This is a genomic window from Kitasatospora sp. NPDC057015 (genome assembly GCF_042673745.1).
Taxonomy (GTDB): Bacteria; Actinomycetota; Actinomycetes; order Streptomycetales; family Streptomycetaceae; genus Kitasatospora.
In genome coordinates this window covers 202,318-213,954 of the sequence record NZ_JBHUSG010000009.1, presented here as the reverse complement: position 1 = coordinate 213,954, position 11,637 = coordinate 202,318, and the positions used below count along the sequence as shown (strand labels likewise).

Annotated in this window: 10 protein-coding genes; 7 read left to right on the top strand and 3 right to left on the bottom strand. The window is 77.4% G+C overall.

Annotated features, from left to right (window positions below; all coding sequences use genetic code 11):
- The first annotated feature begins 624 nt into the window (after positions 1-624).
- Complete coding sequence (locus tag ACFTWP_RS12185) at positions 625-1,161, top strand: hypothetical protein (protein ID WP_380264387.1); 537 nt, start codon at positions 625-627, stop codon at positions 1,159-1,161.
- A 130-nt stretch (positions 1,162-1,291) separates the two neighbouring features.
- Here the strand turns inward: ACFTWP_RS12185 and ACFTWP_RS12180 are convergent, their stop codons facing one another.
- Both ACFTWP_RS12180 and ACFTWP_RS12175 read right to left on the bottom strand, forming a co-directional pair.
- Positions 1,292-2,218 carry a spermidine synthase gene (locus tag ACFTWP_RS12180; RefSeq protein ID WP_380264386.1) on the bottom strand — a complete coding sequence of 309 codons (927 nt, stop codon included), beginning with the start codon at positions 2,216-2,218 and terminating at the stop codon, positions 1,292-1,294.
- Between the two features lie 155 nt (positions 2,219-2,373).
- Positions 2,374-2,892, bottom strand: coding sequence for a hypothetical protein (locus ACFTWP_RS12175; protein ID WP_380264385.1), 519 nt, complete (start codon positions 2,890-2,892; stop codon positions 2,374-2,376).
- Positions 2,893-3,416: 524 nt separating this feature from the next.
- Here ACFTWP_RS12175 and ACFTWP_RS12170 point away from each other — a divergent pair.
- Positions 3,417-4,862 (top strand): tetratricopeptide repeat protein, encoded by a 1,446-nt coding sequence (locus ACFTWP_RS12170; RefSeq protein ID WP_380264384.1) that lies wholly within the window; start codon positions 3,417-3,419, stop codon positions 4,860-4,862.
- Between the two features lie 54 nt (positions 4,863-4,916).
- Here ACFTWP_RS12170 and ACFTWP_RS12165 read toward each other — a convergent pair whose 3' ends face one another.
- Complete coding sequence (locus ACFTWP_RS12165) at positions 4,917-5,567, bottom strand: histidine phosphatase family protein (protein ID WP_380264383.1); 651 nt, start codon at positions 5,565-5,567, stop codon at positions 4,917-4,919.
- A 290-nt stretch (positions 5,568-5,857) separates the two neighbouring features.
- Between ACFTWP_RS12165 and ACFTWP_RS12160 the strand changes: the two genes are divergently transcribed.
- The 5 genes from ACFTWP_RS12160 (at position 5,858) to ACFTWP_RS12140 (ending at position 11,632) form a co-directional block, all read left to right on the top strand.
- Positions 5,858-7,093: a hypothetical protein gene (locus ACFTWP_RS12160; RefSeq protein WP_380264382.1), complete on the top strand. Its 1,236-nt coding sequence runs from the start codon at positions 5,858-5,860 to the stop codon at positions 7,091-7,093.
- Positions 7,090-8,739 carry a hypothetical protein gene (locus ACFTWP_RS12155; RefSeq protein WP_380264381.1) on the top strand — a complete coding sequence of 550 codons (1,650 nt, stop codon included), beginning with the start codon at positions 7,090-7,092 and terminating at the stop codon, positions 8,737-8,739. The genes ACFTWP_RS12160 and ACFTWP_RS12155 overlap by 4 nt, the downstream gene beginning before the upstream one ends.
- On the top strand, positions 8,736-10,115 hold the full coding sequence (locus ACFTWP_RS12150) for an AAA family ATPase (protein ID WP_380264380.1): 1,380 nt from the start codon (positions 8,736-8,738) through the stop codon (positions 10,113-10,115). Before ACFTWP_RS12155 ends, ACFTWP_RS12150 begins: the two co-directional genes overlap by 4 nt.
- A gap of 297 nt (positions 10,116-10,412) precedes the next feature.
- Entirely contained in the window at positions 10,413-10,823 is a 411-nt protein-coding gene (locus ACFTWP_RS12145) for a hypothetical protein (protein WP_380264379.1), read from the top strand.
- Between the two features lie 62 nt (positions 10,824-10,885).
- Positions 10,886-11,632, top strand: coding sequence for a bifunctional DNA primase/polymerase (locus tag ACFTWP_RS12140; protein WP_380264378.1), 747 nt, complete (start codon positions 10,886-10,888; stop codon positions 11,630-11,632).
- Positions 11,633-11,637 lie beyond the last annotated feature (5 nt).

Below are 11,637 nucleotides of genomic sequence, written 5' to 3'. Positions count from 1 at the left end.
CGCTCCGCCGCCCGCCCGGTGGCGATGACTGTCCGTGACGACCGGCGTGACCTGAGACGCGTCCGCTCGTTGTGCCCTCACGTGCGAGCCAAACAACCGACCCACCCCCAGGCCCCGGCCACCCCCTGTCGCGAGGGCGGCCGCCGGGGACGTGGGTGGCTGCCCCGCCCCCGCGCCGTCGCGGCGGGCGGGGCGCTGCTCGTCCAGCTCTGGGGGGTCGGCCTCGGTGCCGGCTGCGCCCAGGCCACCACGGCCGCCCCCGGCCCGACCGCCGCGACCGCCCACCGGGCCGCCGCCCGACCCCCCGTCCCGCTGCCCGCGCAGCGAACCCCGCCCCGGCCGGAGGGGTCCACCGCCGACCCCGAGGCCGCCGACACCGGCGCCGCCGCACGCCGGGGCCCCGCACCGGTCCGCCCGGGCGATCCGTCCGCCGGCGCCCGGTCGGAGAGCGGCGGATCAGGGGGCAACGGGCCGGACGCCGGTGGGTCGGGAGGCGGTGGGGGCAGTGGGGCAGGGAGCAGTGGATCCGGGAACAGTGGATCTGCGAGCAATGGATCTGCGAGCAATGGATCGGGGAACGCCGGCTCCGGGGACCTCGTCGGCGGCCTGACCGCCGGGGTGCCGGTGCTGGAGACCCCGCCGGCCTCGGTCGACCAGGTGCTCCAGGAGCGGATCAGGGCCGGTGGACTCCCGCTGCCCGGCCAGGGGTCGTCGGTTCCCGACGCCTTCGCGATCGCCGCCGTCCTCCTCCCCGCCGGCCCTGCGGAGCCCCACGAGAGCGAGCCGCACGCCTCTCGGGACAGCCCCGACGAGGCCACGGTGGAGACCGCGGCCGAGCCCGGGGTGCCGGCCGACGTCCCGGCGACCCGCCCCGGGCCGGCGGTGCTCGCGGCCCAGCCTCTGCCCGTCGCCGACCTGCGCCCCGGCGGCCTGCCGCCGGGTGGATCACCGTCGGCGGATCGCCGGCCCGCCGTCGCGGCGACGGCCGGTCCGACCAGGCCCGAGCCGCCGGACGGGTCGGGCCTGACGATCTCCGCCGGCAGCCCGGTCGCGGAGGGGACCGCCGGGACCGGCGCCGCGGTACTCGTCCCGATCACGGCCGGACTGCTCCTCACCGCCGCCGCGATGTGCAAGCACCGCGGCCTGCCGAAGGGCCACTGAACCCGACCGCTGAACCCCGACCGCCGAACCCCGGTCACCGAGCCCGGTTCGTCCCCGCGGACTGCGGTCGGCCCCGAGCGCGGCGACCCAGGCCGGCGCCGCCCGGGTCCGTGGCCCGCCCGGACCGGCTCTAGCGAAAGACGCCTGACGGAGGTTCGGGCGAGGGGCCCGCGCCGGCGTCGGTGACCGGGGCGGCGCCGGCGGTGAAGTCGACGAGTTCACGGCCGTGCTCGACCCGGCCGAGCGCGGAGTCGCCGGCGACCCTGCGGGTCAGGTCGGCGATCGGCAGCGGGGTGTGGGCACCGGCCAGGACGAGGTTGCCGAAGCGCTTGCCGCGGAGCACCGCCGGATCCGCGACCAGGCAGCACTCGGGGAAGACGCTGCCCAGCGTGGCGACCTGGGCACGGGCGAAGGCCAGGGCCGAGCCGTCGGTGATGTTCGCGGCGTACCAGCCGCCGGGCGCCAGCACCCGGGCGGCCTGGGTGACGAACTCGACGGTGGCGCAGTGCGCGGGCACCCGGGCGCCGGCGAAGACGTCGGCGATCACCAGGTCGACCGCGGCGTCGGGGGTGCGCTCCAGGACGGCCCGGGCGTCGGCGCCCCGGACCTTCACCTGCCAGCCGCGTTCCAGGGGCAGCTCGGACCGGACCAGTTCGGTGAGTGCGGTGTCGATCTCGGCGACCTGCTGGCGCGAGCGGGGGCGGGTCGCCGCGACGTAGCGGGCGAGGGTGAGGGCGCCGCCGCCGAGGTGCAGCACGGTGAGCGGGCGGCCGGCGGGGGCGACCAGGTCGATCAGGTGGCCGAGTCGGCGCTGGTACTCGAAGCCCAGGTGGGTGGGGTCGGCGAGATCGACCAGGGACTGCGGGGCGCCGTCGATCAGCAGCGACCAGGCCTGCGGGCGGTCCCGGTCCGGGACGAGTTCGGCGAGGCCGGAGTCGACGGGACGGGCCAGCGGGCCCTGCGCGTGGACCCGGCCGCCCGGATCGCTCACCGTCGCGACCTCCGACGCGCTCCGGCTCCGGTCGGAGCTCCTGCCGGCCCTGCTGCTTCGTCCCATGCGGGCCATTATCGCCGCCGGTCCGGAGGCGTCCGCAGGTCAGGCGGTACGGGACGGTCGCTGAGCGACGGACAGCACGGGACGGCCCCGGGCGCGGCGGCGACCGGCCGGGTGCGGCGGGCCGCGGGTACGGCGCGGGGAGAGGGCGGCGGGGCTCAGAACGGCCCGAGGCCGCCTGCGGTCAGCGTGCAGGCGGCCTCGCAGAGCGCGGAGCGCAGGACCCAGGGATCGGTCGGCCGGGCGACCGCCTCCACGCCGGCGGGCGGCATCACCCAGCGGGGATCGGCGGCGGGCAGGACCACGGCGCCGGCGGAACACGAGCTGCCGGGCAGGTGCCAGCCGACCACCGTCCCGGCGGGCACCAGGAAGGAGACGGTGGTACCGGTGACGCTCTGCAGTACCGCGCCGCAGGCCCGCCGCAGGCGCAGGATGTCCACCGCCTCCAGGCCGTGCCGGATGGAGACGGTGACGGTGTCGTAGCCGCCGGCGGCGGGGGTGACCGCACCGGCCCGGCCGCCGGCCTCGCGACCGACCCGCGGGCCGCGGGCCGGCAGCGGTCCGCCGCCCGCCCGGAACGCACGGCCGTCGGTGGTTTCGGGCAGCAGGGCCGGTGCGACGCCCGGCAGGACTCCTCCGGCGGCCAGGCGGTGGTACTGCGGCACTCCGGTGGCCATCTCGGGCCCTCCTGTCACCTCGTCCAGATCGGAAGCCTCGGCACCCGGCGGTGTGGGGGCCGCGGCCGGCTCGGGAGCGAGCCGGCGGCGGGTCGGGCGTCGGAACGGCTTCCGCGTATCAGGACAACGCGAGGAGGGCCCTCCAGGCCACGGGGCGACTTACAGCAAGCCATGGCATTTCATGGCAGATCTCGGCAACAGTGCCCGAAATAGCCTGAATTGATAGCAGATCATCCCAGAACAAGCCGTGTTCGTCCGGTGACTCCCGGTACTGTCTTCGCAGCATCGGGAGGTCGCCGACCGCCCACGAGTCCGACCACCACCGACCCTCCTCGGCCCCCACCGACCCCCACCGACCCCCACCGCCCTCACCGGCCCCCCGGCCGTTCCCCCGCACCATCCGCCACCGTCGGCCCGGGCGGCCCCGTCACCACCGTCTCCGCCCTCGGCCACCAGCCCACGCCGGGCGCCCCGCCCGGCACCGAATCCGACGAGCACGGCCCCGCACGACCACGGAGTGCAGCATGGCAGCCACCGGACCGGCCGCACCGGACCTCCCCTCGCCCAACCGTGCGATGCGCGAGCTGCGCGGCGCGCTCTCCCCCGGCGAGTTCGCCACCGCCGTACGCCGGGCGGCCCGCGAGATCGGCGAGCACGTGTCCTGCGACGCGCGCTACGTCGGGCGGGTCGAGTCCGGCGAGATCCGCTGCCCCAACTACGCCTACGAGCGGGTCTTCCGGCACATGTGGCCGGACCTCGGCCTGCAGGATCTCGGCTTCGCCCCGCGCCGCACGGTCCGCCGTCGTGCAACCGGAACAGCCGGTAGCAGCAGGAGAGTTGACGACGGCTACGCTGACCTCGCCGACCGGGTACCGGCTCCGGTGGCGCCCTGGTGGCCCGACGATCCGCACCATCTGGACGAGGAGAACGACGACGTGCGTCGCCGTACGTTCCTGAGCGGCGGCCCGACCGCCCTGGCGACCGTGATCGGCCTTGACCGGCCGGCCGCGGCCGCGGCCCCCACCTGGCAGCCGCCCCGGCAGGCCGGGCCCGTCCCGCCGCCCCGCCGGGTCGGCGCCGCCGAGGTGCACAGCGTCGAACAGGCCGTGCGCGACATCCGGCTGCTGGACGACGTGCACGGCGCCGACACGCTCTTCGAGCGGGCCGGCCAGTCCCTGCGCACCGCGTACGTGCTGCTCAACGACGGCGAGTACGGCTCCGCCACCGAGCGCCGGCTGCAGGCCGGGGCCGGTGAGCTGGCGATCTCGGTCGGGTGGCTGGCCCACGACTCGAACCGGCTCGCGGAGGCCCGCTCCCTGTACGCCGAGGCGCTGGCCACGGCCCGGATGGCCGACGACAGCGCGCTGGAGGCCCACGTCTTCTGCAACAGCGCCTTCCTGGCCCGGGACGCCGGCCGCCCCCGCGAGGCCCTGCGGGCCGCCCAGGCCGGGCAGAGCGCCGCCCGGCGGCTGGACTCGGACCGGCTGCTGTCGCTGCTCGCGATGCGCGAGGCCGGCGGCTGGGCCCTGCTGCGCGACCGGGAGGCCTGCGAGCGCGCCCTCGGCCGCGCGTACACGCTCTTCGACCGGGGCGAGTCGGAGGCCGATCCCGAGTGGATGTCCTTCTTCGGGGAGGCGGAGATCGCCGGCCTGGAGTCGCAGTGCTGGTCCGCCCTCGGGGAGTGGGACCGCGCCAGCGACCGGGCCGTGCGGGCCATCACGCTCCAGGAGCCGCACTTCGTCCGCAACCGCGCGCTGTACACCGCGGAGCTCGCCCACGACCGGCTGGGCCGGGGCGATCTGGCCGGGGCCGGCGACCACGGGTCCGCGGCGGTGACGCTGCTCCGGGGTGTCCGTTCGGCCAGGATCTCCGCGATGCTGGCCGCGACCGCCGACCGGCTGCGCGCGGACGCCGGGGTGCCCGAGGTCGGCGGGTTCCTGGCCGCGTACGACGACGCGGCCGCGTCCTGACCGCCCCGGGCGGGGCCGGAGCCGGGGCGGCACCCGGCTCCGACCGCGGACCGTTCAGCCCTTGGGTCCTTCGAGGTGGCTGGTGTCGTTCCAGACCTCCACGGCGGGCAGGCCGTACTCCCAGGAGAGGACCGACAGCGCGGCCGTGCCCAGCTTGAAGCGCTGCGCGTACTCGGGGGGCAGGCCGAGCCAGCGGGCCGTGAGGATGCGCAGCAGGTGGCCGTGGGCGAAGAGCACCACGTCGCGGTCGGCGCAGTGCATCGTGGTGGTGTCCGGGTGCGGCACGCCGTGCTCGGTGTGGAGGCCGGCGATGAAGGAGTCGACGCGGGCCGCGACCTCGGAGAGCTTCTCCCCGCCCGGTACGCCGTCGCGCCAGATCAGCCAGCCGGGGTGGTCGGTGGCCCGGATGTCGGGGCCGGTCCGGCCCTCGTAGGTGCCGTAGTCCCATTCCAGCAGTTCGGGGCGGTCGACGGCGCGGTCCCCGAACCCGGCCAGCTCGCCGGTCTCCCTGGCGCGGCTCAGCGGGCTGGTGTAGACGAGGGCGTCCGGCAGGCCGTTCCAGGGCTCCGCGGCGAGCCGTGCGCCGAGGGCGCGGGCCATCGCGCGGCCCTCCTCCGTCAGCGGGATGTCGGTACGGCCGGTGTGGCGGCCGGTGGCCGACCAGGCGGTCTCGCCGTGCCGGACGAGCACGATTCGGGCGGGCATGGGGAACTCCTCGCAGCGGGCGGTGACAAGCGGCCGGTCTCACCATCGAGCACCGGTCTCCATGATCCCCCATCCCGCTCCGGCCCTCTCGGCCTGCCCCTGCGACCTGCCCGGGCACCCGCCCGCGGCCCGCGGCCCGCGGCCTCGCGCCGACGGCCGCCGCGGGGCGCGAGGCCGACCGCGCCCCTGCGCGGTCGGCCGGCGGACGGCCCCTCCGGGCACCGCCGCGGCACGCTGCCTCGGCCGTCCGGGCCCGATTGTCCGACCCGGATGCAACACTGGGCCGCACCATGAACGTCTCGCACATCGGGCACCCCGAGCCGCTCGCGCAGCGCCTCGCCGAGCTGCGCGGCCCGGCGCCGCAGCGCAGCCTGAACGCCCGCGCCCTCGCCGCGCTCGCCGCCAACCCCGGGTGCCGCCGCCGCGCGGTGCTCGACGCCGCCGGGGTCGACAAGGGGGCGCTGGCCCAGCGGTTGGGCCGCCCCGCGCCGTTCGGCCAGTCGCCGTTCGCGATCGCCCGCGGCACCATCTTCGAGGCCCGGCTGAAGGCCGACGGCTACGCGGCGCTGCTGGAGCCGCTGCGGCGCCACCTCGGGCTGCCCGTGGACGGCGGCGCCCCGCTCGCCGTGCCGGACCTGCTGCGCCGCTCGGGTCCGGCCGTCCGGGCCGAGCGGACGATGGCCGCCCTCGCGGAGGCCGCCCGCGACCCCGCCGCCTGGACCCTGCTGGACCACCCGCTGCTGCGGCTGACGGTGGCCGGCTGCCCGGCGTACCTGGAGCCGGACGCCGTGGTGGTGCACGGCGGCCGCTGCACGGTGATCGAGATCAAGTCCTTCCCGGTGCTGGACGGCAGCGCCGACCCGGCCAAGGTCGGCGCCGCCGCCCGGCAGTCGGCGGTGTACGTGCTGGCGCTGCAGGAGGCCGCGGCGGCGCTGGCCGGCGGCGCGGCGGAGCCGGGCCCGTACGCGGTGCAGTCGCTGCCCGGCAGTCCGGAGCCGAGCGTGCTGCTGGTCTGCCCGAAGGACTTCAGCAACCGGCCGACCGCCGTCGCCGTCGACGTCCGGCGCGAACTGGCCACCACCCGCCGCCAGCTGGCCCGGATGACCACCGTCGACCAGCTGCTGGACACGCTGGCGCCCGGTACCAGCTTCGACCTGGCCCCTGATCAGGCGGGCGTGCCCACCCGGCCGGCGGCCGAACTGGCCCGGGCCGTGGAGGGTCTCCCGGCCGCCTACAGTCCGGACTGCCTCTCCTCCTGCGAGCTGGGGTTCCACTGCCGTTCGCAAGCCCGCTGCGACGACCGGGTGGAGCAGCTCGGCCGGGGCGTCCGGGGCGAGCTGGGCAGCATCCGTACGGTCGGCGAGGCGCTGGCCGCCGCCGGCTCCGGCCCCGGCTCGGGCTCCGGCTCCGACTCCGGCTCCGGGGGCACGGCGGACACCGCCGGCTCCGAGCCGGACGAGGCCGCCGCCCGGCTGTCGTACGCGGCCGCGCTGCGCGCCGAGGCGCTGGGCGGGTGCCGCGGATGAGCCTGCTCGGCACACTCGCCCGGCTGGAGGCCGTGCGCAGCGGGCGGGCCGAGCCGCTGGCGACCGTCCGGCACCGGCACCTGTCCGAGCGCCCGATGGTGGTCGTGCCGCTGACGGCCGCCGGCGAGTCGGGCGCCCCGCTGGCGGTGATGCTCGGCACCGACCGGGAGGCACCGCGGGTGCACTTCGTGCCGCAGCCGCTGAACCGCACCCTGCGCTTCGAGTTCCTCGCCGCGTTCGCCGCCGACCTGCTGCCGTACCTGGAGTCCTTCGGCGCGGAGGTGGAGCAGGTCGAGGGGTCCGAGACGGATCCGGAGACCGGCGAGAAGAGCCAGATCCTCCGGGAGCTCTGCTCCGACGCGCCGCAGTTGATCGTCCCCAACGGCGGCGGTGTGCACCACCTGGCGCTGCTGGGCCGCTCCACCCGGTTCCGCCGCACGATCGAGGACGCCGACCCGGGCCCGTACCCGGCGCCGGCCCGGGTGCCGCTGCTCGGCCGCTGGCTGACCCACCTCACCGACCGCGCCCAGGTGCCCGGCTCCAGCCTGCTGCTGCCGATGACGGGCCTGCTGGCCCGCCACTGGGCGACCGGCCAGAGCCACCTGGAGGACCAGCACCTGGCCGCCCGGCTCGCCTGGCACCCCCGGCCGTCCCCGCCGGTGGACGCCGCGGGCGACGTGCCGGACCGCCCGGCGACGGGCGCCGCGGCCGCCGAGTGGGCCGAGACCGCCCGGGACGCCCGCGGCCGGCTGCTGCACCCGCCGGCCGGCCCGGCCACCGACCCGCGCTTCGACGAGCTGGTGCTCGCCCCGGCCGTCGGCCGCTACGACGCCGCCGTCACCGCCCTGCGGGACGCCGGGCCGCAGGAGCGCGAGCGCGCCCAGCGGTTCGTGGAACAGGCGGTCGCGGTGCTGGCCGACGAGCTGACGGGCGTCCTGCTGCCCACCTGGCGGGACGTCTGGCACGGCCTCGACCTCCTGCGCGCCCTGCCGCCCGCCGCCCACCTGGCGGAGCGCTGGGAGGGCGACCGCTGGTCCTACACCGGTCACCGCGACCGGGTGGCCGCGGGCGAGCCGCCGCAGCCCCGGCAGGACGACGCGGTGACGGCCGCCCGCAAGCTCGCCCAGCGCGAGCGCGAGCAGGTCCGGGTGGACGTCCAGGAGGCCCTGGACGACCCGCTGGCGATGGCCGAGCGCCGGTTGGCCGGCGAGGCGTTCACCGGTGAGGTCGTCGAGGTGGTGCCGGACTACGACACCTCGGGGCGCTCGCCCAAGCCCCGGCCGCTGGTGACGGTCCGCACGGCCGACCGGCCGCACGCCGACCCGGGCCGCGAGGCGCACCGCACGCACACCGCGACGGCGCAGAAGGCCGTGATCAGCGCGGTGGACCAGGCCGCGGGGACGATCACCGTACGGGTGATGTCGGGCATGGGCCGCAAGAAGGAGCCGGAGCCCGGCAGCCTCCCCGAGCCGGGCGAGCGGGTGACCTTCACCCTCTTCGAGCTGACGGTCCGCCAGTCCGCTCCGCTGCCGGAGCCGGACGACACCCCGTGGACGCACGGCGGGCCGCCGGGCGCCGATCCCGCGGGCGCCGCGAGTGCCCGGCCGACCACCGCCGCGGCGTCCGCCGCCGAGGAATGGGAGTGACCAGCCCCGTGACCGCGCCGCCCCCCGACCACGAGCAGGCCCCGGGCGCCGCCGCCGACGCGGTGGTGGCCAGGATCCTCGACGCGACCGTCCGCCCCGCCGTGGGCGCCCCGCGGGGGGTGGTGGTCGACTCCCCGCCGGGGGCCGGCAAGTCCACCCTGGTGGTGCGGGCGGCCCGGGAGCTGGTCGGCGCGGGCGAGCGGTTGATGATCGTCGCCCAGACCAACAACCAGGTGGACGACCTGGTCGACCGGCTGGCCGAGAAGGCGCCGGACGTCACCATCGGTCGCCTGCACGCCACCGACGGCCGGCCCGCGGCGGAGGCGCTGCGGCACCCCAACGTCACCGCGGCCACCAAGGTCGCCGACCTCGCCGAGCACGACGTGGTGATCTCGACCTCCGCCAAGTGGCAGTGGGTGAAGACCGAGGCGCCGTGGCGGCACGCGATCGTCGACGAGGCGTACCAGATGCGCTCGGACGCGCTGCTGGCCGTGGCCCGGCTGTTCGAACGGGCGCTCTTCGTCGGCGACCCCGGCCAGCTGGACCCGTTCACCGTGGTCGGCACCGACCAGTGGGCCGGGCTGTCCTACGACCCGTCGAACAGCGCGGTGGTGACGCTGCTCGCGCACAATCCGCAGATCGAGCCGCACCGGCTGCCGGTCTCCTGGCGGCTGCCCGCCAGCGCCGCGCCGCTGGTCTCGGCCGCCTTCTACCCGTACACGCCGTTCCGGTCGGGCACCGGTCCGGGCGAGCGCACCCTGACCGCCGCCGTCCGGCCGGACGGCTCCGCGCTGGACGCGGCGATCGACGAGGCGGCGGGGAGCGGCTGGGCCCTGCTGGAGCTGCCGGCCCGGCACACCGTCCGGACCGACCCGCAGGCGGTGGCCGTCGTCGCCGCCACCGTGCGCCGGCTGCTGGACCGCGGGCTGACCGCGCACTCCGAGCAGGGCTCCACCCCGCTGTCCGCCGGGCGGATCGCCGTGGGGACGGCCCACCGGGACCAGGCGGCCGCCGTCCGCGCGGCGCTCGCGCAGCTCGGCGTCCCGGTCGACCCGGCGGCCGGCCCGGCCGTCTCGGTGGACACCGCCAACCGGTTGCAGGGCCGCGAGTACGACGTCACGGTGGTGCTGCACCCGCTGTCGGGCCGACCGGACGCGACCGCCTTCCACCTGGAGACGGGCCGGCTGTGCGTGCTGGCGTCCCGGCACCGGCACGCCTGCATCGTGGTCGCCCGCGCCGGCATCGCCGAACTGCTGGACGAACACCCGGCCACGGAGCCCGTCCAGCTGGGGGTGACGGTGAAGTTCCCGGACGGCTGGGAGGCCCACCACGCCGTCCTCGCGCACCTGGGCGACCACCGGGTGGCCGTCCGCTGACCCGGTCCTCTCCGCCGGCCGGGCCACTGCGGCCGGCTCACCGGCTCACCGGCTCGCCCACCGGTCGGCAGCACGGTCGGCACCCCGCTCGGCTCACCAGGACGCACCCCGGGGAGCCGGCCGCCGGGGCGGTCGATGCACCACCCCGGCGCGCGGGGCGGGAATAGCGCCTGTGATCGCACCGTTCCGTTACCGGCCGGCGCCTTGCGACAATGGACGACGGCCGGGCCCGGTGCCCCAGCCCCGGCGGCCGCCCGCCGGTGCCCCCACGCTGATCACTCCCGGAGGTGTCCACCCATGCCCGACTCGCACCCGAGGCCGTCCGACCAGAGCGGTCCCCCCGCGCCGGCCGGTCCGGGCCGGTCCGGCACTCCCGAACAGCCCGCCCGCCGGCTGCGCCCGGCCCAGCTGCTGTTCGAGCCGCCGGCCGGCGAGCCCGAGCCGGAGCGCTTCTTCGACCTGGAGTCGATCGAGGATCCGGCCGAGCTGCTGCGCCGCTCGACCGAGCTGGCGCTGGCCTTCCGCGCCGCCGCCGAGCGCGCCACCGACTTCCAGGCCGTCGCGGCCGCCCAGCTGGCCGACACCCGCCGGTTCGACGCGCTCTCCGCCGACGAGATCGCCGCCCGGGCGGACTGGACCCCCGACTACGCCGAGAAGATGGTCGAGTACGGGCGCGGCCTGCTGCGTCCGCAGCGCCAGGGCGACTGACCCGACCCGCCCGCCGGCTCCGCCGGTCGCACGGGCGGGCGGAATTCGCTCGCCTGTGGCATATGCGCAGGGCAGGGTACGCCGCTCCACGGTGCGCTGTCCGGCAAACCGCGCTTTCCCTCCGCGCCACCCGCGCGACGCCGCACGCTGCTCCCGTGGACATCTGGACGTATGAATCGGTGGAGTACGTCACCGTGGCAGGGGAGACCTGGCTGGCCTCCGCCAGTGAGTACCCGCGCAGCATGCGCGCCCTGTGGCAGTCGCGCCCGTGGGCGCCCTCGGTCCTGCCCTGCGGCCGGGCCTTCGACGTGATCAGCATGCCGTCGCTGTTCGGCCGGAGAGTGCTGGACGAGCTCTGGACCTCCGGTCCGGGGTGCGGCCCGGTGGCGAGCCACCGCGGTCGGACCCTGCTGTTCGCGCAGCCGGGCGCCGCCCCGAGGCTGCGCACGCTGCTGGCCTGGGAGGAGTGGGCGAGGGACGTGCCGCCGCTGCTCTGCCACGGGCAGGGCGACGCGGTGACCGTGCCGCCCGTGCAGCGGATGACGAACACCCCGGACTCCCCCGGGCTGGGGGCCGGCCGGTGGATCGTCGCCCCGGACTCCCGCGAGCCGTGGCTGCCCGGCGCCGGCGTGCTGCTCTGGGCCTGCGTCCGGGCCTCCCGGAGGCCCGGGGCCGCGCTGCCGCCGCTCCCCGCCCCGGAGGCGGCGCCGACCACACCGCCCCGGCCCGACGGGCGGGGCGGGCGGCGCGGCTCGCAGCAGGCCGGCCGGCGGCCGGGCCCCCGGCTCCAGCCGCTCCCGTCCGCCTGATCCCG

Excerpts from the sequence above, each read along its gene's own strand:
- ACFTWP_RS12160 (WP_380264382.1), top strand. The coding sequence starts at position 5,858 with ATGAACGTCTCGCACATCGGGCACCCCGAGCCGCTCGCGCAGCGCCTC.
- ACFTWP_RS12145 (WP_380264379.1), top strand. The coding sequence starts at position 10,413 with ATGCCCGACTCGCACCCGAGGCCGTCCGACCAGAGCGGTCCCCCCGCG.
- ACFTWP_RS12180 (WP_380264386.1), bottom strand. The coding sequence starts at position 2,218 with ATGGGACGAAGCAGCAGGGCCGGCAGGAGCTCCGACCGGAGCCGGAGC.
- ACFTWP_RS12165 (WP_380264383.1), bottom strand. The coding sequence starts at position 5,567 with ATGCCCGCCCGAATCGTGCTCGTCCGGCACGGCGAGACCGCCTGGTCG.
- ACFTWP_RS12140 (WP_380264378.1), top strand. The coding sequence starts at position 10,886 with ATGCGCAGGGCAGGGTACGCCGCTCCACGGTGCGCTGTCCGGCAAACC.
- ACFTWP_RS12170 (WP_380264384.1), top strand. The coding sequence starts at position 3,417 with ATGGCAGCCACCGGACCGGCCGCACCGGACCTCCCCTCGCCCAACCGT.
- ACFTWP_RS12175 (WP_380264385.1), bottom strand. The coding sequence starts at position 2,892 with ATGGCCACCGGAGTGCCGCAGTACCACCGCCTGGCCGCCGGAGGAGTC.
- ACFTWP_RS12155 (WP_380264381.1), top strand. The coding sequence starts at position 7,090 with ATGAGCCTGCTCGGCACACTCGCCCGGCTGGAGGCCGTGCGCAGCGGG.